Origin of the sequence: Corynebacterium epidermidicanis, from assembly GCF_001021025.1 — a bacterium.
Lineage (GTDB): Bacteria > Actinomycetota > Actinomycetes > Mycobacteriales > Mycobacteriaceae > Corynebacterium > Corynebacterium epidermidicanis.
This window is the reverse complement of sequence record NZ_CP011541.1, coordinates 1,195,945-1,218,867: the sequence shown is the minus strand read 5'-3', so window position 1 is coordinate 1,218,867 and position 22,923 is coordinate 1,195,945. Positions and strand designations below refer to the sequence as shown.

The following is a 22,923-nucleotide window of genomic DNA, read 5'->3' as shown; positions in this document are numbered from 1 at the left end:
GCTTCGGACTTCGTACCACACCTTGATCTATATTTAAGTTTTTTGGTCGGCGGTGACCTACTCTCCCACACCCTCCCGGGTGCAGTACCATCGGCGCTGGTGGGCTTAGCTTCCGGGTTCGGAATGGGACCGGGCGTTACCCCACCGCTGTTGCCACCGACACATCTTTGTTTGCGTGTGTGGTGTTGTGTCAGTTACTGCATAGTGGACGCGTGCTTTTTGTTCTTGTTTTGTGTTTGTTGTTGGGTGTTGTTGGTTTTTTGTTGGTGTATTAGTACCAGTCACCTGCACACATTGCTGTGCTTCCAGATCTGGCCTATCAACCCCATAGTCTATGGGGAACCTCGAAAGAAACCTTATCTTGAAACAGGCTTCCCGCTTAGATGCTTTCAGCGGTTATCCCTTCCGTACGTAGCCAACCAGCCATGCACCTGGCGGTACAACTGGCACACCAGAGGTACGTCCGTCCCGGTCCTCTCGTACTAGGGACAGCCTTTCTCAAGTTTCAACGCGCGCGGCGGATAGAGACCGAACTGTCTCACGACGTTCTAAACCCAGCTCGCGTGCCGCTTTAATGGGCGAACAGCCCAACCCTTGGGACCTACTCCAGCCCCAGGATGCGACGAGCCGACATCGAGGTGCCAAACCATCCCGTCGATATGGACTCTTGGGGAAGATCAGCCTGTTATCCCCGGGGTACCTTTTATCCGTTGAGCGACACCGCTTCCACAAGCCAGTGCCGGATCACTAGTCCCGACTTTCGTCCCTGCTCGACCTGTCAGTCTCACAGTCAAGCTCCCTTGTGCACTTACACTCACCACCTGATTGCCAACCAGGCTGAGGGAACCTTTGGGCGCCTCCGTTACTCTTTGGGAGGCAACCGCCCCAGTTAAACTACCCACCAGGCACTGTCCCTAACCCAGATCATGGGCCGAGGTTGAGATGTCCAATACGATCAGAGTGGTATTTCAACAACGACTCACACACAACTAGCGTCATGTGATCACAGTCTCCCACCTATCCTACACAAACCGTACCGAACACCAATACCAAGCTATAGTGAAGGTCCCGGGGTCTTTTCGTCCTGCCGCGCGTAACGAGCATCTTTACTCGTACTGCAATTTCACCGGGCCTGTGGTTGAGACAGCAGGGAAGTCGTTACGCCATTCGTGCAGGTCGGAACTTACCCGACAAGGAATTTCGCTACCTTAGGATGGTTATAGTTACCACCGCCGTTTACTGGGGCTTAAATTCTCCGCTTCGGTGTTACCACCTAACAGGTCCTCTTAACCTTCCAGCACCGGGCAGGCGTCAGTCCGTATACATCGACTTATCGTCTTCGCACGGACCTGTGTTTTTAATAAACAGTCGCTTCCCTCTATTCTCTGCGACCACAACCAGCTCGAAACCAGTTTGTCACCAGTCGTGGTCCCCCTTCTCCCGAAGTTACGGGGGCATTTTGCCGAGTTCCTTAACCACAGTTCACCCGAACGCCTTAGTATTCTCTACCTGACTACCTGTGTCGGTTTGGGGTACGGGCCGAATATGCACATCGCTAGAGGCTTTTCTCGACAGTACAGGATCACCAACATCAACCAAACGGTCTACGCATCACGCCTCACCCTTTACATGCAGTCCCGGATTTACCTAGGCTGCAGGCTACACGCTTACACCACAATCCAATAAGTGGCTCGGCTACCTCACTGCGTCACCCCATCACTAAGCTACTACCAGATCAGGCCCCACGCATCACCACAACCACAATGTCAAAGACACTTATAGCCACGGCTTTGGGTGGTTAGTATCACTGATTCACCTTTGGCGCGCACACTCGGGTACGGGAATATCAACCCGTTATCCATCGACTACGCCTGTCGGCCTCGCCTTAGGCCCCGACTCACCCTGGGAAGATTAGCTTGACCCAGGAACCCTTAGTCATCCAGCGGATAAGTTTCTCACTTATCATTCGTTACTCATGCCTGCATTCTCACTCGCACACACTCCACAATCAGGTCACCCTACTGCTTCACCACGTGCACGACGCTCCCCTACCCAACCACCAAAAGATGGTCGCCGCGGTTTCGGTGGTGTACTTGAGCCCCACTACATTGTCGGCGCAGAACCACTCGACCAGTGAGCTATTACGCACTCTTTCAAGGATGGCTGCTTCTAAGCCAACCTCCTGGTTGTCTTCGCGATCCCACATCCTTTTCCACTTAGTACACCCTTAGGGACCTTAACCGGCGATCTGGGCTGTTTCCCTCTCGACTACGAAGCTTATCCCCCGCAGTCTCACTGCCATGCTGCTCTTTATGGCATTCGGAGTTTGGCTGACGTCGCTAAGATGATAGTCCCGCTAAACCAACCAGTAGCTCTACCTCCACAAAGGAACACACAACGCTGCACCTAAATGCATTTCGGGGAGAACCAGCTATCACGGAGTTTGATTGGCCTTTCACCCCTACCCACAACTCATCCCCTCAGTTTTCAACCTAAGTGGGTTCGCGCCTCCACAACCTCTTACAGCTGCTTCACACTGGCCATGGGTAGATCACCCCGCTTCGGGTCCAAGACATGCCACTAAAAACACACTAGTTAGTATTCGCTTTCGCTACGACTCCCCCACAACGGGTTAACCTCGCGACATGCCGCTGACTCGCAGGCTCATTCTTCAAAAGGCACGCCATCACCCCACAAAGAGGCTCTGACGGATTGTAAGCACATGGTTTCAGGTACTATTTCACTCCCCTCCCGGGGTACTTTTCACCATTCCCTCACGGTACTAATCCGCTATCGGTCACACTGAGTATTCAGGCTTACCGGGTGGTCCCGGCAGATTCACAGCAGATTTCACGGGCCCGCTGCTACTCGGGAAAGCAATCACACAACCAACACGCATTTTCAGGTACCGGGCTCTCACCGTCTACGGCAGGCGTTTCCACACCACTTCCCCTAACACACATTGACATCATGAGTGGCACGGCAGCACCACAACAATCACTCCCCACAACCCCACACACGCAACCCCTGCCGGGTATCACACGCATGCAGTTTAGCCACCATCCGCGTTCGCTCGCCACTACTAACGGAATCACACTTGTTTTCTTCTCCTACGGGTACTGAGATGTTTCACTTCCCCGCGTCAACCCCCACACCCACTATAGATTCATGGGCAGGTAACCACACACAACCGTGGCTGGGTTTCCCCATTCGGACACCCTCGGATCAACGCTCTATTGGCAACTCCCCGAGGCTTATCGCAGCCTTACACGTCCTTCATCGGCTCAGTATGCCAAGGCATCCACCATGTGCTCTTACTAAAAAACCAACACACAAAAAACACTAAAACACAAAAAATAAAGAAAAATGCTCGCGTCCACTATACAGTTCTCACACAACACGCACAACCACCCACACCACACCACCCACACGGCGGCACAGCACAGACAGCCACACACAGGAAACACACGAATGCATGCCCCAGACACCCAACAGCGCACCAAGCACACCCAATTTTTGATCATGACAACCCACACCACCACAGCGCGGGGTTGGCCTCCACCCGATTACAACACCACCAGTAAAACACTCGTTTACTCAAGCAGCGAAAAACAAGCCTGCAACCACAGGCCCAAAAAAACTCCATAGAAAGGAGGTGATCCAGCCGCACCTTCCGGTACGGCTACCTTGTTACGACTTCGTCCCAATCACCGATCCCACCTTCGACAGCTCCCCCCACAAGGGTTAGGCCACTGGCTTCGGGTGTTACCGACTTTCATGACGTGACGGGCGGTGTGTACAAGGCCCGGGAACGTATTCACCGCAGCGTTGCTGATCTGCGATTACTAGCGACTCCGACTTCATGGGGTCGAGTTGCAGACCCCAATCCGAACTGAGGCCGGCTTTCAGCGATTAGCTCACCCTCACAGGCTCGCAACGCGTTGTACCGACCATTGTAGCATGTGTGAAGCCCTGGACATAAGGGGCATGATGATTTGACGTCATCCCCACCTTCCTCCGAGTTAACCCCGGCAGTCTCTCATGAGTCCCCACCATCACGTGCTGGCAACATAAGACAAGGGTTGCGCTCGTTGCGGGACTTAACCCAACATCTCACGACACGAGCTGACGACAACCATGCACCACCTGTACACCAACCACAAGGGAGGACGTATCTCTACGCCTATCTGATGTATGTCAAGCCCAGGTAAGGTTCTTCGCGTTGCATCGAATTAATCCACATGCTCCGCCGCTTGTGCGGGCCCCCGTCAATTCCTTTGAGTTTTAGCCTTGCGGCCGTACTCCCCAGGCGGGGCGCTTAATGCGTTAGCTACGGCACAGAAGTCGTGGAAGACCCCTACACCTAGCGCCCACCGTTTACAGCATGGACTACCAGGGTATCTAATCCTGTTCGCTACCCATGCTTTCGCTCCTCAGCGTCAGTTACTGCCCAGAGACCTGCCTTCGCCATCGGTGTTCCTCCTGATATCTGCGCATTTCACCGCTACACCAGGAATTCCAGTCTCCCCTACAGCACTCAAGTTATGCCCGTATCGCCTGCACGCCCGAAGTTAAGCCCCGGGATTTCACAGACGACGCGACAAACCACCTACGAGCTCTTTACGCCCAGTAATTCCGGACAACGCTCGCACCCTACGTATTACCGCGGCTGCTGGCACGTAGTTAGCCGGTGCTTCTTATACAGGTACCGTCACATAACGCTTCGTCCCTGTCGAAAGAGGTTTACAACCCGAAGGCCGTCATCCCCCACGCGGCGTCGCTGCATCAGGCTTGCGCCCATTGTGCAATATTCCCCACTGCTGCCTCCCGTAGGAGTCTGGGCCGTATCTCAGTCCCAATGTGGCCGTACACCCTCTCAGGCCGGCTACCCGTCGACGCCTTGGTAGGCCATTACCCCACCAACAAGCTGATAGGCCGCGAGCTCATCCCACACCGCAAAAGCTTTCCACCACACACACTAAAGCATGGTGAATATTCAGTATTAGACCCAGTTTCCCAGGCTTATCCCAAAGTGCAGGGCAGATCACCCACGTGTTACTCACCCGTTCGCCACTCGAGTACCCCGCAAGCAGGGCCTTTCCGTTCGACTTGCATGTGTTAAGCACGCCGCCAGCGTTCATCCTGAGCCAGGATCAAACTCTCCATAAAAGAACGATCAAAATAATCAGAACTCAAGAAAAGCCCAACTACCTGACAAAAACAAACAACCAGCAAAAAAAATTCACTAAATTGTCCAAAAAAAACGTGATGACAAACAGATCCGACGAGGAAAAACCCGCCACCACAAAAAATTGAGTACTAATGCTTACACAGACCACTCCTGGCCTGCCGGCACCAACACACAACCAAAAACAAAAAAAGTACTTGGCACACTATTGAGTTCTCAAACAACACACGCACACCCCAAAAAAATTAACCAAAAATTAACTTTCCCGAAGCGACTCGTTTCAAGCTACCGCCCAAAACAAACTTTGTCAACCACCACCCTGCAACACAAGGCGTCTCGCTGACCCAGATAAAACTACGCAAACACAACCAACAACACAAATCCCCAGGTCAAGTCCGCCTTTTGCGCACGTTAGTCCGCTCAGACCGAGAAAGGAAGAACCGGCGACGAGGTTTCTCCTCGCCGCCGGTTAGTAACATCGGACGTCGTTAAGCCAGACGCGCTCCGGCAAAGTTCTTCTTGCCCTTGCGCAGCACCAACCATGCTCCGTGCAGCAAATCTGCTTCGGAAGGTTGCCAGTCTTCAGTTTCGATGCGCTCGTTGTTGATGTACGCACCCCCCTCTTTGATGGTGCGGCGCGCGGCGCCCTTGGTGTCCGCAAGTCCGGCACCAACCAGAAGATCAATGATTGTGCGAGGCTCGCCGGGAGCAACTTCGAAGATGGTGGTTTCGGAGAGCGCTCCGGCCAGGGTCGTTTCGTCGAGGTCCGCTAGCGACGCGCGTCCAAACAAGGCCTGGGCGGCCAGCTCTACCGCGACCGTCGCCTGTGGCCCATGGACAAGATCGGTCATTTCGCGCGCGAGTCGGCGTTGCGCTTCGCGCTTAAATGGACGCTCGGCAACCTCGACCTCGTACTCAGCGATCTCCTCCTGTGAGAGGAAAGTGAACCAGCGCAAGTAATCGATGACCACGGAGTCACCGGCATTGAGGAAGTACTGGTACCAGGAGTATGCAGAGGTTTTCTCGGGATCAAGCCATAGCTTGCCGCCGCCCGTGGACTTGCCGAACTTTTGCCCTTGCGCGTCAGTGACGAGCGGTACGGTGAGGGCATGGGTCTTCGCACCGTCGACCCTGCGGTTGAGATCAACGCCAGAGACGATGTTGCCCCACTGGTCGCCACCACCAATCTGCAGCACGCAGTCGTGCGCGCGTCGCAGCTGCACAAAGTCGTTTGCCTGCAACAACATGTAGGAAAACTCGGTGTAGGAAATACCGTCTGATTCCAACCGGCGCTTGACGGTATCGCGATCCAGCATCGTATTGAGGGAGAAGTTTTTGCCCACGTCGCGCAAGAAGTCGATCACGGACATATTCATGGTCCAGTCAGCGTTGTTCACCATGAGCGCGGGGTTGTCGCCCTCGAAATCGACGAAGCGCCGCAGCTGAGCTTTGATGGCTTCCAGGTTTTGCTCGATAGTTTCCTGCGACAACATGGAACGCTCTCCCACATCGCGCGGGTCGCCGATGAAACCGGTCGCGCCACCGGCCAAGGTGATTGGCCGGTGCCCGGCCTGCTGAAAACGACGCAGCATGATCATCGGCACCAGGTGCCCGGCGTGCAAGGAATCACCGGTCGGGTCAAAACCGCAGTACAGGGTGATCGGCTGTTCGCAAGCCTCCCGCAGGGCATCGAGGTCCGTGGACTGGTTGATCAGGCCACGCCACTGGAGTTCGTCAATAATGTTCACGTTAGAGATCCTTTAATTGTGTGCTGGGGGCCAGGCGACGGCTTCGTCGGCGAGCATGACTGGAATGTTGTCCTCGATGGGATAGGCCACGCCCAAACGCTCGTTAACGAGAACCTGCTCGTCTTCGAGATACACCAGGGGGCCCTTATCCTGCGGACACACCAGAATTTCCAGCAACTTCGGATCGATACTCATGCTTGGCATTGTACCCACCATCACTAGCTTGCCGACGGCCGGGTCGATCCCCCGGGCCCAGGAGCTTCCTCCCCCGCAGGGTTGTCATCCAGGTACAGCTGCACGCCCGAGACATGGTGCTCCAACAGGGCACGTTGGTTCCCTAAGCCCTTGAACTTCTGGTGGACGATCGCCGCCAGAATCTTCCTCGCTTCCGAGTTCAATAAGTCCAGTGAGCGTTCCAGCTCAGCATTTGCTTGCCGACGCGCGATGTCCGGCACCTCCACATAGGCAGCCTCCAACGTTTGCAGGTGAGAATATGAGATATCCGTGACGGTCTGGAGCAGGATTGGCTGAGTGGCTAGGGAGTCAAAGTGGTTTTCGAGCTCGCCAATGACCCAAGTCAATTCGTTCAGACGTTGCATCACTCCAGCGTCAACCCCTAACGCAGCAAAGCGCTGGACCGAACTTTGCACCGCCTACTGGAAGTTTTGTGTCGTCGCAAGTGCCACGGGCAATGCGGGATTGGGAGTCAAAAGTGCACCCAGCCCCCATGCGGCCGCGGCGACAACGGGACACAAAGGGCCCAACCCAATGATGAGGTGAATAACCACCGCAAGCACCATTCCAGCGATGTTCTTGCGGGAATTAAACCATTGCATCGGCCCTGGACTATTGGTAGCCACGGATCTCCTTGAATGCTTCCGCCAAAGCGCCACTGGTGGCATCGAAAGTCTTCCCACCAGTCATCGTAGCGAGTTGATTCATCTCGTTCTTGTTGGCTTCCCCGTACAGGATGACAAAAACCGGAATTCGCTTCTTTTCCGGAGACAGCCCCGCGTAAAAGCGCGAGAACTCGTCAAAAGTAGCGCCGGTGTTGCTCGCACCATCCGACATCAGCACGATCGAAGGGATACTGCGTTGACCTCCCGGCTGTGTGGCAGGAAACTGCTGGTAGACAAGCTGTAGCGAATCGTAGATCGCCGTTGCCCCGCCGGGAGTCAATGCAGTTATGTGAGCCCGAAGTTGCTGATTCTCAGCAGGCTGCGTGGTGGAGTACCTTGCCTTAAACGGTGTGGCGGGCCTGTTGTCGAAGGCGATAATCGACACTTCCTCCCGGTTTCTAAGGCCCACCGGCCCGGTCCTCGTACGCGCTGAACCGTCCACTGGTTCAGTGAGGATTGAACGCAAACTCTCCATACGTTTGCCTGCCATCGAACCGGACTTGTCCAGTACAAAGACCGTTTGCGCAGGGTTGCGGAGTTCGTTGTTGTACGCGGAAACCAAGGTATCGGCAACCGTGCTGCGGGCTGGGAATGGCAATTCGATCAGCGTGGACCGCTGCTGCCCGGCATCTGGCTTCACGCTGGTATTCATTGGGCGTCGTTTGGTTTCCGTGACGATCTGTTCGTTGTGCTTATTCAGCCATTCCGTCAGCTTAGCCACCTTTCCCCGGCATCTTCACTGTGCGGACGCGCCAACGCTGCTAACGGATAGTCTGCGGTGATCACACCATCAGCCGGGACGACCACCGTGATGTCCTGAGCCTCTTGAAGCTTTAACAGGACTGATTCGTAGTTGACGATGGCGTCGGTACGCAGCGGGTCGGCCAAGAAGGCATCCTGCAACCATCCCGACGAACCCGAAGTCATGTTCTGTCCGGCAAAGAATTTCACCAGGTCAGGATTGATTCTTTCGATGTCTTCGTTGGTCAGGGCAGCGCCGGTGTCGGCAAACGCGGTGGCCACCGACGCGAGCGTCGAGAAGCCGGAGTTGCTGCGCGCTGGATCCGACATGCCGAAGGTCAACTTACGATCGGCCACTGCTTGGGAAATTTCCGCCCAGGTCGGTTGCTTGTTCTCCCAACCGAGCTCGCAAGCCTTAGCTTTCCGCAGCCCGAACGCAATGGGCGAGGTAGCAATACTCGTGGGATTTTTCAGCTTATCGCCTGCGTCGTAGAGCTCGACGTATTTGTTGGTGGCAAACCACGTCGCGTCGTATTGACCGTCAAACTCGCCATCGCGTAAACGTACTGAGTTGGCGATGGTGCCATCGGGGTGTGTCATCTCGATGGGGAAACCGAGGTCCTTGCTCGCGGCGCTGATGATCGGCTCCATATCCCGCAAGTTCGGTGGCAGCCACAATCTTCAGTGGTTTACCTTTGCCAAGGGTGCCGTCATCGCAGGTAACCAGCATTGTGCTGGCTACCAGGACAAGGATCAGAAGTATGCCGAAGACCGAAAACCCAATTTTTGTTGCTGGGTGCGGGCGCGCGACAACATCATTGCTCAGGAGCTCCTTCCGGGGGCGCCGAACTAGCGAACTGGGCGGACACACCTTCGATGAGCTGCTCAAGTCGGTCATAGTCTGGCGGGGTAACCGTCGACAACAGTTCAGGTGGAGGCGCGATCCCCGCAGACGAAAGCTCAGTTGCGAAGATGCCCGGTTGATTCGGGCGGAAGCCATGTCGGGCCGCCAGCTGCTGGAGCTTTTTGTCATTTTGCAGTGCCTCGCCCAACTTGGAGCCGGCATCATTAAAGCTCAACAGTGTGTGCTGCGAAGAGATCGTCGGATCGAGATAAACCAGGCGCATATTTTTGCCCATTGAATCAGGCGAAATCATCTGTTGGCCCGGGAACTGTGCCTCGTAAATCAGCACCATAGGGGGCCCCCTTCCCTTGCGACATGTACTCCGCAAAAGGCCCCGCTGAACTTCCACCCGTAAACCCTTGGTGAGTAAACAGCGGACTAACCTTGCGTACTGCAGAGGTAACTTCGGCGTCCGTCGCTGGAACATTGCCCCGTTGGCCACCCAGCTAGCAATCGACAAATACATCGCGGCCGAATTGGAGCTGCGCATGTCCGTCGAAGAAATTTGCATCCCCAATGGCGACTGGAAGTCGCTAGAAATCTCTCACCAGCGCTTCCCCGACTTGGCCAGCTCCAGGTACTTGGCCACGTCTAAGTAGGCCACACCATTCTTCTCAACGATAACCTGTTGCGCCTGCAATGCCTGGCCATGGGCGAAAAGAACGGAGCGTAGGTGAACTTTTCGCCCTGTCTCCTGGCTGATGTTTTCCGCGGCGGGAGCCGAAGACGGGAATGCCGCATCGAAATTCTTCAAATCTGGGAGAGTAGCAATCTTGCGCGATCCACTCGGCGTCGCCTCAACTTGAATACCCAGCTCAGCGAGCCTATCGACGACCGCCGGGTCCGCAAAGTGCGACATCTTTTCCGAACCCATAACTACTCGCACCTTGGTCGTCCCACCAGAGCCGAGCAACGGGCGATCTCCGGCCCCCTGCCGACGACAATCGCTACCGCGATCACCGGCACCAGAATCAAGGCCAACACAATCGAGCCCAAGCGTGGGCCAGACTTCTTTTCGCCACCGAAACTTTGAGAGATGGCGTAATCGAATTATTATTCGACTACTTCCGCTCGTCGAAAATGCCGAAGCCGGCGGCCTAAGCCACCGGCTAGCTGCGCATTCCCGAATCGTTAACCCCGAACGGGGCGAGTGGCCCATTCGCGATAGTTTGCTGAAGAATCAGCAACTCGTTCGCGTTGTTCAGCCACCCTTACTCCGGCAGTCCCGCCACGGGTAACACGAGAAGCAACCGCGCCGGACACCGTCAACACTTCCCGAACAGCAGGCGTAAGGCGTGGATGCGCGGAAGCCAACTCAGCATCACTCAGCTCGTCCAGACCGACCCCGCGGACTTCGGCCATCCGCACGCAGGAACCGGAAGCCTCGTGGGCCTCGCGGAACGGGACGCCCTTCCGTACCAACCATTCAGCCAGGTCGGTGGCGAGCGTGAATCCAGCCGGAGCAAGCTCCAGCATGCGGTCCTCGTGGAATGTCAACGTTGCAACCAGCCCGGTCATCGCAGGTAACAAGAGATTCAACTGCGCCACGGAATCAACGATAGGCTCCTTGTCCTCTTGCAAATCCCGGTTGTACGCCAATGGCTGTGCCTTCAGCGTGGCGAGCAGACCAGCCAAATTACCAATCAAACGGCCTGTCTTACCACGAGTCAGCTCAGCAACATCCGGGTTCTTCTTCTGTGGCATGATCGAAGATCCCGTCGACCAGGCATCAGCCAGGGTCACATAGCCATATTCCGGCGTGCACCAATAGATGATTTCCTCGGCCAAGCGGGACATATCGACGGCAATTTGCGCCAATACGAAGGCCGTCTCGGAAGCAAAATCGCGTGCCGAAGTACCGTCAATCGAGTTGTCACTTGCGCCGGAAAATCCGAGCTCTGCCGCGATTGCCTCGGGGTCCAGCTTGAGTGAGGAGCCCGCCAGTGCGCCAGAACCATAGGGAGAAACTGCCAAGCGTTTGTCCAGGTCTTGGATCCGCTCCAGATCGCGAAGCAGTGGGTGGGCGTGCGCCAATAATTGGTGCGCCAGCAACACCGGCTGCGCCGCCTGCGAGTGGGTCTTACCAGGCATGATCGCGTCCGGATGTGCGCTGGCCTGGGCGACGAGCGCATCGATGAGATCACTAACGCCCAAGGCGATCGACCGAATGGCGTCGCGCACCCACATGCGGAACAAGGTAGCCACCTGGTCGTTACGAGAACGACCGGCACGCAGCCGACCCCCAACCTCTGGGCCGACGATCTCAATGAGACCGCGTTCCATCGCACCATGGACGTCCTCGTCAGTCGGCAGCGGCTTGAACTCCCCGGACGCGACCTTATCGCCCAGTTGCGCGAGGCCATCGAGCATGGTGGAAAGGTCCGCGTCGGAGAGGAGTCCAGCCTTGTGCAGCACGCGGGCGTGTGCCTTCGAGGCCAGCACATCGTACGGCGCGAGCACCCAGTCAAAGTGGGTGGAGACCGAGAGCGCAAACATCGCCTCCGAGGGGCCACCGGAGAAGCGACCGCCCCACAGTGCGCCTTCGTTAGTACCGTGGGATTGCACTACTGGGCCTCGCGGTCGCGCTTGTTGGCGATCTGCGTGGACAAGCCGTGGAGCTGGACAAAGCCCTTGGCTGCGGTCTGATCGAAAGTGTCGCCGGTGTCGTAGGTGGCGAGGTTGAAGTCGTAGAGCGAATGGTTGGAACGACGGCCGTTAACCACAATGCGACCAGCGTGCAGCACGATCCGGATATCGCCGGTGACGTGCTCCTGAGTGGACTCGATGAAGGCATCCAGCGAACGCTTGAGTGGGCCGAACCAGAGGCCGTCGTAGACCTCTTCGGACCAGCGGGCGTCGATAAGGCGCTTGTAGCGACCAAGCTCGCGCTCCACGGTCACATCTTCCATCGCTTCGTGTGCGGCGATCAGGATCATCGCACCTGGAGCTTCGTAGATTTCGCGGGACTTGATACCCACGAGGCGGTCTTCCACCATGTCCAGCCGTCCAACGCCCTGGGCACCACCGCGACGGTTGAGTTCCTCGATTGCTTCCAAGACGGTCACTGGGCGACCATCGATGGCCACCGGCTTGCCGCCTTCGAAGGAGATGATGAGCTCATCTGGTGCGTTGCCGAGCGCTGGGTCCTCGGTGTATGCGTACAGGTCCTTGGTGGGTGGGTTCCACAGATCCTCCAGGAAACCGGTCTCTACTGCACGGCCCCAGACATTCTGGTCGATGGAAAATGGCGACTTCTTGGACTGTTCGATCGGCAAGTTGATCTCTTCAGCGAAGGCGATGGCCTTGTCACGAGTCCAGGCGTAGTCGCGAGCTGGGGCGATGATCTCCAAGGATGGGTCGAGGGCGCGGAAGCCGACCTCGAAGCGGACCTGGTCATTGCCCTTACCGGTGCAGCCGTGGGAGACGTGGGTGCCACCATGCTCCTGAGCAGCTTTAATGAGGTGCTTGACGATCAGTGGGCGCGAAATCGCAGACACCAGCGGGTACTGCTTCATGTACATGCCATTGGCCTTGATGGTAGGCAAGCAGTAGTCGTTTGCGAACTCGTCCTTAGCGTCAATCACGATGGATTCGACAGCACCACAGTCGAGCGCACGCTGGCGTACCGACTCCATGTCCTCGCCACCCTGGCCCAGGTCGAGGGAGACCGCGATGACCTCGCCGCCGGTCATCTTAGCCAAATAAGGGATGGCTACCGAGGTATCCAAACCACCGGAATAAGCCAGCACAACACGATTGGACATTTTTTGCTCCTAGCAATGTTTAAGGGAACGTAGATAGTATTTTGCGGCCCCTACCTGGGGCGCGCTTGCCACAAGGATAAGGTGGCTATTGGGTTTTGCGGCTGAAAATCTCCGAAAGCTCTTGGCCCATCATCGGCTCTCGCGCAAGTACAAATACCGTATCATCACCCGCGATGGTGCCTACCACCTCGTTCATGCCGACACGGTCAATGAAACTAGCCAAATATTGCGCGGCTCCCGGCGGTGTTCGCAGCACCGCGATGTTGCCGGTGTAATCTACGGAAACCAGCAGGTCCTCGAGCATCCGGCGTAGCTTTTCTTGCGGACCACGCGGTTGCTCAATCCGTTGACCGTCAACCAAACCGACCGCATAAAACGCACGCCCACCATCAGGTCGCACTTTCTTAGCGCCGAGTTCGTCGAGATCTCGCGACAGCGTTGCCTGCGTGATGTCGATGCCTTCATCGAGCAACAGCTCCGAAAGCTGCACCTGGCTCGAAACGCGGTAGCGCTCCAAAATATCCAGGATTCGCGCCTGTCGCGCAGTTCGAGTCACCGGATTCGTCATGTACTACTCCTCATCTGTCTTGCGGTACCTGGCTGGCACCTGCAGTGCGCGAGTGTGCGCGAAAAACAAGTAGATACTGCAAATATACGGCATCGTGAATAACTTTCGGCAGTTGGCTTCGCGACGGCGTGCCTATCCCACCGCATGTTGGTCTCAAGAAACCGCTTCGAACAGCCTGCCCAGGCGCTCAATGGCCAGGTCAACCTCTGCGGCAGAAATTATCAGTGGTGGAGTCAACCGAACCACATCTTCGGCAGGCGCGTTGATGATTACACCGAATTCAGCAGCCTTCGCCACCGCTTGTTTCGCTACCGGTTCACGCAGGACCAAACCCAACATGAGTCCCCGGCCACGCACCTGCATCACCGTCGGCAGCTGCGCTACGCGCTCGGCGAGCAGTTCGCCGTTGCGTCGAACTTGCTGCAGGAAGGCGTCGTCAAGCTCGGCGAGCACGACCTTTGCCGCGGCGCAGGCAACCGGGTTGCCACCAAAAGTCGTGCCGTGAGAACCTGGACCGAACAAGCCAGCGGCGCGTCCATGCGCCAGGCACGCGCCGATGGGGAGGCCGCCGCCGAGGCCTTTAGCCATCGTCACCACGTCGGGGAGAACGTGATCGTGCTGGTGTGCAAAGAAGGTGCCGGTGCGCCCTACCCCGGTTTGGACCTCATCGACGACGAACAAGATGTCATGCTCGTCGCAAAGTTTCCGGACGTCGGCGAGGAAACCGTCCGGGGCTGGGATCACGCCGGTCTCGCCCTGGATCGGTTCCAAAATGATCGCGGCGGTGTCTGTCGGATCCTGGGCGACCAATGTGCGCAGAAACTCGATGTCGCCGTACTCGTAGAATTCCACCCCGGAAGGAAGTGGCTCGAACGCCCGGCGCTTATCTGGCTGGCCCGTCATCGCCAGCGAACCCATCGTGCGTCCGTGGAAACCATGGTGAGCTGCCAGAATCCGGCGCTTTCCAGTCAGGCGTGCCAATTTGAAAGCAGCTTCATTGGCCTCGGCACCCGAGTTACAGAAGAATACGCGGGTCTCCGCGGCAAGCGAAGCATCCCCGGCAGCGAAACGATCGATCAGCCCGGCCGCGACATCGATCACCGGCTGGGACTGGAACAGATTGGAGACGTGCGCGAAGGAGGCCACCTGGCGATGCACCGCCTCGACCAGCGCCGGATGCCCGTAGCCCAGTGAGTTCACCGCGATACCGGCGAGCAAGTCCAGGTGTTCGCGCCCCTGGTCGTCAACCACGTAGCAGCCGTGCGCGTCGACAAGCTTGAGCGCCGGGGTGCCATAGTTATCCATGAGCGTGTTGCCCCAGTCTGGTTTCATCTACTTGTCCTTCCTAAAGACGGTGCCATCGGGGTAATTGTCGCGGTCGTAACCATCGGGCAGCACCATGGTGCCGATGCCACCCATGGTGAGCAATTCGAGCAGTACCGAGTGCGCGATTCGGCCGTCGATAACATGGGAGGCGGACACGCCCTGGTCGACGGCTGCCAGGCAAGATTCCATTTTCGGTATCATGCCGGAATCAAGCGAGGGCAAAACCTCGCGCAAGGTCGATGCCTTGATTGCACTGACCAGCGAGTCCCGGTTCGGCCACTGGGTGTACAGCCCCTCGACGTTTGTGAGGATGACCAGACGTTCGGCTCCCAACGCTCCTGCGAGCGCGCCCGCGGCGGTGTCAGCGTTAATGTTGTAGACCTCGCCGTCGTCGCCAGGGGCCACGGTGGAGACCACGGGGATGCGGCCAGCGTCGATGATGTCGCGGATAGCGTCGGCGTGGACGTCGGTAATGTTTCCGACGAGCCCAATGTCAGTGGGCACACCTTCGACGGTGACCAGGCGCTTTTCCGCCCGGAACAGCCCGCCGTCCTCACCCGACATACCCACTGCGTAGGGGCCGTGGGAGTTAATCAGGTTCACCAAGTCTCGTCCAACCTGGCCAAAGAGCACCATGCGAACCACATCCATCACCTCAGGGGTGGTAACGCGGAATCCACCACGGAACTCGCCCTCCAGGCCCAGACGATCCAGCATCGTGGAAATCTGTGGCCCTCCTCCGTGGACAACCACCGGCTTAACGCCAACGGTGCGCAAAAAGACCATGTCCGCCGCGAAGGCCGCCTTGAGCTTTTCATCCACCATGGCGTTGCCGCCGTACTTAACGACGACAATCTTGTCCCGATAGTGCTGCAGCCACGGGAGAGCTTCGGCGAGAACGTGTGCCCTATCGCTTGGGGTCAGGTCTACCGTCATCTCACTCCTCCTAGCTCGAATATGCCGAGTTAATCTCGACGTACTCATGGGACAGATCCGTGGTGCGTACCATAGCGGTGCCCGGTCCACCCGTGCCTAAATCAACCAGCACATCAATGTCGACGCCGGAAAGATCCACGTCGCGGGCACCCGGAGTACCGGTTGTTTTCTCGCAGACGGCCTCGCCATTGAAATACACCGAAATGTTTTCCGGCTCCATGTCTGCATCTGCCATTCCCACCGCAGCGAGCACGCGACCCCAGTTTGGGTCAGAGCCAAACATGGCGCACTTAAACAGGTTGTCCCGGCCGAGGGTGCGGGCGGCATTCAGCGCCATCTCTGCAGTGGTGGTTCCTTGCACCGTGATCTTGACTCGCTTCGTTACCCCTTCCGCATCTGATTGCAGCTGATCCGCCAAGTCGGAACACGCCTGCAATACCGCCGCCTCAAATTCGGCGATGCTAGGCGAGACGCCGGAGGCGCCGTTGGCGAGCAGCAACACCGTGTCATTGGTAGAGGTTGAGCCGTCAATGTCGAGGGTGTTGAACGTAAGATCGCAAGCCTTCTGCAACGCAGCCTGCGCAATGTCAACCGGGACAACCGCATCGGTGGTCAGGCACACCAGCATAGTGGCCAGCGACGGCGCCATCATGCCAACCCCCTTGCCCATGCCGCCAATGGACCAGCCTTCGCCGCGAACAAGCACTTCCTTCGAGACCGTATCGGTGGTCATGATTGCCTCCGCAGCAGCATGACCGTTATCCCCCAGGCCCTCGGCAAGCTTATCGACGCCCACGAGTACTTTGTCCATCGGCATGGGTTCACCGATCAGCCCCGTCGAGCAGGCGGCGATATCCGACACAGGGACACCGAGAGCAGCCGCCGCAGCCTCAGTGGATGCCACGGCATCCTGATATCCCTGCTCGCCGTTACACGCGTTGGCGTTACCAGAGTTATAGAGAACTGCCTGCACCTGGCCATCCGCCAAGACTTGCTTGGAGAGCTTGACCGGAGCAGCGAAAACGCGGTTGCGGGTGAACACACCCGCTGCGACGAACTGAGGCCCCTGGTTAACAACCAAGGCCATGTCGGGATTTCCGGAAGGTTTGATACCCGCGGTGGTCGCTGCGGCTAAAAACCCTTGTGGGTGAGTGATAGACATCGGTGTCGTTCTCCAAGTGTGGGTTGAGGTGGAAGCGAGGAATAAGAAGAATTTACGGAGCTAGCCCGGCAACAGGCAGTCCGGCGGTCTCTGGGAAGCCATGCATCAGATTCATACATTGGACAGCTCCGCCGGCTGTTCCCTTGGTGAGGTTGTCGATGGCACTGGTCACCAGAAGTAGGCCCGCGTCTTCGTTGACTTCTACCTGCACCTGGACTCCGTTTGACCCCACCACCGACTTCGTTTGTGGCTGGTAGCCCTCCGGCAGTACGGTGACAAACGTCTCGTCAGCATAGAAGTCTTCATAGGTGGCCCGGGCCTGTACGGCATCCACTCCCGCTGCAAGTGGCGCCGTGGCGGTAGTGAGTATGCCTCTTGGCATAGGTGCTAAAACCGGCGTGAAACTCAGCTGAATATCAGCTGCTATAAACTCGCCGAGATTCTGCTTGATCTCCGGCGTATGCCGATGTTTACCAGCTGTGTTGTAGGCCCGCACGTTGGACATCGTTTCCGCACCGAGCATCCCGACGCTGGCTTTCTTCCCCGCGCCGGAGACTCCCGTAATCGACACAACGTTGATGTTCGGTTGAATCAGACCAGCGTGCACCGCAGGCATGAGCGCCATAGTTGCTCCCGTTGGGAAGCACCCAGGAACTGCCACCCGGCCCGTTTGGCTGATAGCGTCCCGGTGCCCGGGCATTTCAGGGAGACCATAAACCCACGAACCTGCGTGTGGGCTCCCATAGTATTTTTCCCATTCAGCAGCGCTACGCAACCGGAAATCAGCGGCACAGTCAATGATGGACACCTCGGCATCCAATTCATGTGCAAGTGCCGCGGAATGACCATGTGGCAGCGCTAAGAATACGACGTCATGCCCGCCAAGGGTTTCCGCCGAGGTCTCCACCACGACACGGTCCCCAAATTCTGGCAGGTGGGGCAATAGTTCGCCCAGCTGTTGGCCCGCACTGGATCCAGCTGCGAGAGCACCAATTGTGAGCTCACCGGACGCATACGCCGGGTGCGCTACCAGCAGCCGGAGAAGTTCGGCGCCGGCGTAACCGGTGACCCCTGCAATAGCTACGGAAATACTCATACCAACCACCCTAGCATTTTATGCGGTTGAATGAAAAGTATTCAATCGCTATGTGTGCACAGAACCTTTTCGTGTCGCCCGATCCCGGTGCCACAATGCCATTCCCAACGCCACTAATGACGCACCAAGAATGTTGCCGATCGTCACCGGTATGAGGTTATCCACCACATATCCCGACATCGTCAATCCACTCAAGTCTAACCCGTTCGTCGCCGAGATAACCTCAGGATTATCCTGGTGTTTGAGCAGCAAAGCCAGCGGGATCATGTACATATTGGCCACCGAGTGCTCAAAGCCAGAGGCCACAAACAGGGCCACTGGCGCCGTCAAGCCGACGATTTTGTCCACCACGGTCCGCCCGGCAAACGCCATCCACACTGCCAAACACACCATCAAATTGCACATAATTCCTAACGCAACTGCCTCGGAAAAAGAGTGCTCAACCTTGTGTGCAGCGGTAGACAACACCACCGCACCCCAGGCGCCATGACTCCCCTTCGCGGATCCCGAGACGAAAATTATGCAGACCAAGAGGGCGGCGCCCAACATGTTACAGAAATACACTGTCAGCCAATGCTTGACCATTTGTGACAAGGAAATATCGCCCTCAGCTACCAAAAACTGGGTGAGGCACGCTGAGGTGAATAGGTCAGCGCCAGTAACGATCACTAATGCGAGCCCGACAGAGAACACCACTCCACCGAGAACTTTCGCAGGACCCGTCGGCATCCCGGATGCCCCAACTTGCGAGGTGGTATAAAAAACGAAACCCAAGCCGATCATCAAACCGGCATACATAGCGGAAATTACGACCGTAGGAAAAGGCGAGTGCACCTTATGCAACATGGCCTTCTTCACGGCATCAAAGGTTTCTGCACCGCTGAGCGCGGCGACGCTACTAGTCATAGCAACTATGCTCCAAATCAATGTGAGATGGGAAAATAAAACCCGCTAGCTGAGCGATCTCAGTAGCGGGTATTGATTGAACTAGGCGCGCAACTCCGCGCCATGTTTCTGGGCGGCTAGCTCGACTGCAGCCATGCGAGCTTCCGAGCATTCGTCATCGGTCAGAGTGCGGTCTGCGGCACGGAAAACGATGTTGAAGGCCAAGGACTTCTTGTCGGCGCCGAGAGTTTCGGAGCGGTAGACGTCGAAAAGCTCCACCTTTTCCACCAGTGGGCCAGCGCCTTCCACGACGGTCTTGCGCACAGCTTCCGCAGGAGTGTCTTCGCTGACCACCAATGCGACATCCTGCAGCAGGGCTGGGAAAGCAGACAGCGTTGGTGCTGGGAAGCTTGGGGCAAACGGCAGGGCCGTGACGTCAAGTTCCATCGCGCAGGTGCGGGCCGGAAGTTCAGCGCGCTCGAGAACCTGAGGGTGCAGCTCGCCGGCGTAACCCACGACTTCGCCATAAACCTTCAAGGCAGCGCAACGACCAGGGTGCCACGGCAGCATCTCGGCGTTTTCCACCTCGAGCTCAACGTCAGCAGCGCGAGCGACCAATCGCGCGGCCTCGATGGCATCCGCATAAGTGAACGCGCGCCCCGCACCCCACGGCCCTTCCGGTTCGATCTCGCCGCAGCCAACAACGGCCACATGCAAAGGCTGGTGTGGCAACGAAGCCACCAGCTCAGCGATGGTCTCCTCGCTAGGACGCTCGCTTACCGACGGCATCGGCGACTTGCCTTCGCCACGAGCAAAGCTCACTTGTTCCACACCGTAGAGAGCAACGTTGTGCTGGCCACGGACAATGTTGCGTCGCAAGGATTCCAGCATCGATGGCAATAAGGTGGTGCCCAAAATCGCATGATCAGATTCCAGTGGGTTCTGCACGGACACGGTCGCGCGACGCGGATCGTCCTGCTCGAGTCCCCATACGTCGAACACATCGTTCGCGATGAACGGCGTCGGCAAGATTTCGAGGTAACCGTTGTAAGCCAAGGCATGGCCGATGGCGCGGCGACGCAGCTGAGCTGGGGTGAGACCCCGGCCCGGAGGTGGCGTCGGAACTACGGAAGGGATGTCTTCCAGGCCCTCCAGGCGCAGGACTTCCTCGACGAGGGCTTCCTTGAAGGTCAGATCCGAGCGCCACGCTGGTGCGGTAACGTCGAGTTTGCCACCGCATTCCGAAACGCTCACGGTACACCCGACTTCCTCGAGCCGCTTAACTACGGTCTCGCGGCTGTATGTCACGCCCGCGATGCGACCAGGAAAATCTACGGGCATGGTGATGGTGGCCGGGGCCGGTACGTCGCCGATCAAGGTACGGCCAGCCTCGATCGTGCCGCCACCGTACTGTGCAAGCAACGAGGCAGCGACGTCGAGGGCGACTTCCACCAATGTGGGGTCAACGCCACGTTCGAAGCGTCGGGATGCCTCAGAGGACAGCTTGTGCCGACGGCACGTACGGGCCACGAGAATCGGATCCCAGATTGCCGCCTCGAAGTAGACATCGGTGGTGTCGTCAGCGATTTCCGAGGTTGAGCCGCCCATCACTCCAGCCAGAGACTGCACACCAGAGTTGTCGCAGATGACGACATCTTCGGCTGACAGCGTTCGCTCAACGTGATCCAGGGTGGTGAGCTTCTCCCCTGCCTGCGCGGTGCGGACCTGCAGGGAGCCGTCGATCCGGTTGGCGTCGAAGGCGTGCATCGGTTGGCCCAGGAGGATCATCACGAAGTTGGTGATGTCCGTGGGGAGGTTGACGAGTCGTTGCCCGGACAGCAGCAGTTCGCGTTCGATCCAGAACGGGGTTTTCGCCGTTGGGTCAACCCCGGTAACTTTACGTAGCCCGAAGCGGACGGTTTTGGTCTCCGGTGCAACGCTGACATCCAGAGTCGTACCGGACACTGGTGGCACGTCGACGGTCACGCCAGCGATGGCAGGGTCCTGCGCGGGGTCGGTGTAGGTCAGGTTGAACGCGGACGCAAGTTCGCGGGTAAGTCCACGCGCCGAAAGCGCATAGCCGCGATCTGGAGTGACGTTGACGTCGAAGATGGTGTCGTCCAGGCCAAGGACCGCGCGGGCATCGGTGCCCGGAGCGCCCGCAGTGGCGGGCAGAGTGATAATGCCCTTGGTCTGCTTGCTCGCTAGGCCCAATTCCGCGGCCGAGCAAATCATGCCTTCCGAGACGTGGTCGTAGGTTTCGCGGGCGGCAATCTTGAAGCCACCTGGGAGTTCGGCGCCTGGAAGCGAGACCACCACGGTGTCGCCTTCCTTGAAATTGCGGGCACCACAGACAATTCCCTGCAGTTCGCCGGTGCCATTGGCATCGCCGACGTTGACCTTGCAGTAGCGGATTGGTTTCTTGAATCCGGTCAGCTCCTCAATGTTTTCCACCACGCCCAGCACGAGCGGTCCGGTGGTTTCCTCAATGGGTGTGTAGCCTTCGGTTTCGAATCCGACGCGGACGTAGCCGGCATCCATTTCTTCTGCTGTGACGGACCAATCTGGGTTCTGGGCGCGAAGAAGGGCGGTCACCCAGTTCTGGGAAAGCAACATGTTCTTGAATTCTCCTTATTCTGGGTAGATCTAGGCCTGGACGCCAAATGGCTGGGTGAAACGGACATCGCCTTCGACCATGTCGCGCATGTCGCTTAGGCCGTTGCGGAACTGCAAAGTGCGCTCGAGGCCCATGCCGAATGCGAAACCGGTGTAGACCTCCGGGTCAATACCTGCGGCACGCAGGACATTTGGGTTGACCATGCCACAACCGCCCCACTCGATCCAGCCGGCGCCACCCTTCTTGTTCGGGAACCACACGTCGACCTCAGCGGACGGCTCGGTGAAGGGGAAGAAGTTCGTCCGCATGCGGGTGCGGGTTTCCGGACCGAACAGGACCTTCGCCATGTGGTCCAGGGTGCCGCGCAGGTGTGCCATGGTCAGCCCCTTATCGACAGCCAGGCCCTCAATCTGGTGGAACACCGGGGTGTGGGTCGCATCGAGTTCGTCGGTACGGAACACGCGACCCGGGCAAGCGATGTAGACCGGCACGTCACGGGACAGCAGTGTGCGTACCTGGACAGGAGAGGTGTGCGTACGCAGCACCTGCTTGGATCCTTCAACCGAGACATGGAACGTATCTTGCAACGTGCGGGCGGGGTGATCAGGTAGGAAGTTCAAGGCGTCGAAGTTGAAGTATTCGGCTTCCACTTCAGGACCTTCGGCGATTTCCCAGCCCATGCCCACGAAAATGTCCGCGATGGTTTCGGACAACTGGGTAATCGGGTGCATCGCGCCTTGTCGACGCGTGGTTGGCACCGTAACATCCACCCGCTCCGCGATCAGCACTTCGGCGTTGCGCTTTTCTTCCAGCGCTACCTTGACCTCGGCGAATACCTTTTCCACGCGACCGCGCGCCATATTGACCATTCGACCTGCGTCCTTGCGCTGATCTTTAGGAATGCTGCCGAGAGCCTTGCGGGCCAAAGAAATCGGGGCATCGTCGCCAAGGTGGGTCCGGCGAGCCACCGCTAACTCTTCGAGGTTTTCCGCCTGCGTAAACGCCTGTTCGGCGGCGTCCGCCACTGCGTTGAGATTAGCCTCGGTCAACTCAATGTCGCTCACCAGTTCTCGTCCTTACCTACGTCAA

At 57.6% G+C, this 22,923-nt stretch carries 18 protein-coding genes and 3 rRNA genes; all 21 read right to left on the bottom strand.

Going from position 1 to position 22,923, the window contains the following annotated elements; all coding sequences use genetic code 11:
• Nucleotides 1-44: 44 nt before the first annotated feature.
• Nucleotides 45-161 (bottom strand): 5S ribosomal RNA (gene rrf, locus CEPID_RS05700).
• A 90-nt stretch (nucleotides 162-251) separates the two neighbouring features.
• Nucleotides 252-3,328 (bottom strand): 23S ribosomal RNA (locus CEPID_RS05695).
• A gap of 320 nt (nucleotides 3,329-3,648) precedes the next feature.
• A 16S ribosomal RNA gene (locus CEPID_RS05690) occupies nucleotides 3,649-5,169 on the bottom strand.
• The 16S, 23S and 5S rRNA genes sit together here, the layout of an rRNA operon.
• Before the next feature lie 507 nt (nucleotides 5,170-5,676).
• Nucleotides 5,677-6,936: a tyrosine--tRNA ligase gene (gene tyrS, locus CEPID_RS05685; protein WP_047240131.1), complete on the bottom strand. Its 1,260-nt coding sequence runs from the start codon at nucleotides 6,934-6,936 to the stop codon at nucleotides 5,677-5,679.
• Nucleotides 6,937-6,948: 12 nt separating this feature from the next.
• Entirely contained in the window at nucleotides 6,949-7,140 is a 192-nt protein-coding gene (locus CEPID_RS05680) for a Trm112 family protein (protein ID WP_047240130.1), read from the bottom strand.
• Nucleotides 7,141-7,154: 14 nt separating this feature from the next.
• The gene (locus CEPID_RS05675) at nucleotides 7,155-7,535 is read right to left on the bottom strand and encodes a hypothetical protein (protein WP_144413464.1); all 381 of its coding nucleotides are present in this window, start codon (nucleotides 7,533-7,535) and stop codon (nucleotides 7,155-7,157) included.
• 54 nt (nucleotides 7,536-7,589) lie between these two features.
• Nucleotides 7,590-7,796 (bottom strand): hypothetical protein, encoded by a 207-nt coding sequence (locus CEPID_RS05670; RefSeq protein ID WP_144413463.1) that lies wholly within the window; start codon nucleotides 7,794-7,796, stop codon nucleotides 7,590-7,592.
• Nucleotides 7,783-8,556, bottom strand: coding sequence for a vWA domain-containing protein (locus tag CEPID_RS13570; protein WP_236684307.1), 774 nt, complete (start codon nucleotides 8,554-8,556; stop codon nucleotides 7,783-7,785). Before CEPID_RS13570 ends, CEPID_RS05670 begins: the two co-directional genes overlap by 14 nt.
• Complete coding sequence (locus CEPID_RS13565) at nucleotides 8,544-9,227, bottom strand: substrate-binding domain-containing protein (protein ID WP_236684306.1); 684 nt, start codon at nucleotides 9,225-9,227, stop codon at nucleotides 8,544-8,546. The genes CEPID_RS13570 and CEPID_RS13565 overlap by 13 nt, the downstream gene beginning before the upstream one ends.
• A 164-nt stretch (nucleotides 9,228-9,391) precedes the next feature.
• Nucleotides 9,392-9,772 carry a hypothetical protein gene (locus CEPID_RS12465; RefSeq protein WP_052843401.1) on the bottom strand — a complete coding sequence of 127 codons (381 nt, stop codon included), beginning with the start codon at nucleotides 9,770-9,772 and terminating at the stop codon, nucleotides 9,392-9,394.
• 252 nt (nucleotides 9,773-10,024) lie between these two features.
• Nucleotides 10,025-10,354 (bottom strand): hypothetical protein, encoded by a 330-nt coding sequence (locus CEPID_RS12460; protein ID WP_052843399.1) that lies wholly within the window; start codon nucleotides 10,352-10,354, stop codon nucleotides 10,025-10,027.
• Nucleotides 10,355-10,611: 257 nt separating this feature from the next.
• Complete coding sequence (argH, locus tag CEPID_RS05655; RefSeq protein ID WP_047240127.1) at nucleotides 10,612-12,045, bottom strand: argininosuccinate lyase; 1,434 nt, start codon at nucleotides 12,043-12,045, stop codon at nucleotides 10,612-10,614.
• Complete coding sequence (locus CEPID_RS05650; RefSeq protein WP_047240126.1) at nucleotides 12,045-13,244, bottom strand: argininosuccinate synthase; 1,200 nt, start codon at nucleotides 13,242-13,244, stop codon at nucleotides 12,045-12,047. Before CEPID_RS05650 ends, argH begins: the two co-directional genes overlap by 1 nt.
• An 85-nt stretch (nucleotides 13,245-13,329) precedes the next feature.
• Nucleotides 13,330-13,812 carry an arginine repressor gene (locus CEPID_RS05645; protein WP_047240125.1) on the bottom strand — a complete coding sequence of 161 codons (483 nt, stop codon included), beginning with the start codon at nucleotides 13,810-13,812 and terminating at the stop codon, nucleotides 13,330-13,332.
• Nucleotides 13,813-13,965: 153 nt separating this feature from the next.
• Complete coding sequence (locus CEPID_RS05640) at nucleotides 13,966-15,144, bottom strand: acetylornithine transaminase (RefSeq protein ID WP_047240124.1); 1,179 nt, start codon at nucleotides 15,142-15,144, stop codon at nucleotides 13,966-13,968.
• On the bottom strand, nucleotides 15,145-16,074 hold the full coding sequence (gene argB / locus CEPID_RS05635; RefSeq protein WP_047240123.1) for an acetylglutamate kinase: 930 nt from the start codon (nucleotides 16,072-16,074) through the stop codon (nucleotides 15,145-15,147).
• 10 nt (nucleotides 16,075-16,084) lie between these two features.
• Nucleotides 16,085-17,236, bottom strand: coding sequence for a bifunctional glutamate N-acetyltransferase/amino-acid acetyltransferase ArgJ (gene argJ / locus CEPID_RS05630; RefSeq protein ID WP_047240122.1), 1,152 nt, complete (start codon nucleotides 17,234-17,236; stop codon nucleotides 16,085-16,087).
• A 52-nt stretch (nucleotides 17,237-17,288) separates the two neighbouring features.
• Nucleotides 17,289-18,332, bottom strand: coding sequence for an N-acetyl-gamma-glutamyl-phosphate reductase (gene argC, locus CEPID_RS05625; protein ID WP_047240121.1), 1,044 nt, complete (start codon nucleotides 18,330-18,332; stop codon nucleotides 17,289-17,291).
• 48 nt (nucleotides 18,333-18,380) lie between these two features.
• A complete protein-coding gene (locus CEPID_RS05620; RefSeq protein WP_052843397.1) occupies nucleotides 18,381-19,238 on the bottom strand; it encodes a formate/nitrite transporter family protein in 858 nt (285 codons plus the stop codon).
• Between the two features lie 81 nt (nucleotides 19,239-19,319).
• Nucleotides 19,320-21,833, bottom strand: coding sequence for a phenylalanine--tRNA ligase subunit beta (gene pheT, locus CEPID_RS05615; protein ID WP_047240120.1), 2,514 nt, complete (start codon nucleotides 21,831-21,833; stop codon nucleotides 19,320-19,322).
• A 30-nt stretch (nucleotides 21,834-21,863) separates the two neighbouring features.
• Nucleotides 21,864-22,898 (bottom strand): phenylalanine--tRNA ligase subunit alpha, encoded by a 1,035-nt coding sequence (gene pheS, locus CEPID_RS05610; RefSeq protein WP_047240119.1) that lies wholly within the window; start codon nucleotides 22,896-22,898, stop codon nucleotides 21,864-21,866.
• Between the last annotated feature and the right edge of the window lie 25 nt (nucleotides 22,899-22,923).

Bases quoted from the DNA above. Each gene is read 5' to 3' on its own strand.
- CEPID_RS05645 (WP_047240125.1), bottom strand. From the start codon at position 13,812: ATGACGAATCCGGTGACTCGAACTGCGCGACAGGCGCGAATCCTGGAT.
- CEPID_RS05620 (WP_052843397.1), bottom strand. From the start codon at position 19,238: ATGACTAGTAGCGTCGCCGCGCTCAGCGGTGCAGAAACCTTTGATGCC.
- argB (WP_047240123.1), bottom strand. From the start codon at position 16,074: ATGACGGTAGACCTGACCCCAAGCGATAGGGCACACGTTCTCGCCGAA.
- pheT (WP_047240120.1), bottom strand. From the start codon at position 21,833: ATGTTGCTTTCCCAGAACTGGGTGACCGCCCTTCTTCGCGCCCAGAAC.
- CEPID_RS12465 (WP_052843401.1), bottom strand. From the start codon at position 9,772: ATGGTGCTGATTTACGAGGCACAGTTCCCGGGCCAACAGATGATTTCG.
- CEPID_RS12460 (WP_052843399.1), bottom strand. From the start codon at position 10,354: ATGGGTTCGGAAAAGATGTCGCACTTTGCGGACCCGGCGGTCGTCGAT.
- CEPID_RS05675 (WP_144413464.1), bottom strand. From the start codon at position 7,535: ATGCAACGTCTGAACGAATTGACTTGGGTCATTGGCGAGCTCGAAAAC.
- CEPID_RS13565 (WP_236684306.1), bottom strand. From the start codon at position 9,227: ATGGAGCCGATCATCAGCGCCGCGAGCAAGGACCTCGGTTTCCCCATC.
- CEPID_RS05680 (WP_047240130.1), bottom strand. From the start codon at position 7,140: ATGCCAAGCATGAGTATCGATCCGAAGTTGCTGGAAATTCTGGTGTGT.
- argC (WP_047240121.1), bottom strand. From the start codon at position 18,332: ATGAGTATTTCCGTAGCTATTGCAGGGGTCACCGGTTACGCCGGCGCC.
- CEPID_RS05640 (WP_047240124.1), bottom strand. From the start codon at position 15,144: ATGAAACCAGACTGGGGCAACACGCTCATGGATAACTATGGCACCCCG.
- argJ (WP_047240122.1), bottom strand. From the start codon at position 17,236: ATGTCTATCACTCACCCACAAGGGTTTTTAGCCGCAGCGACCACCGCG.
- CEPID_RS05650 (WP_047240126.1), bottom strand. From the start codon at position 13,244: ATGTCCAATCGTGTTGTGCTGGCTTATTCCGGTGGTTTGGATACCTCG.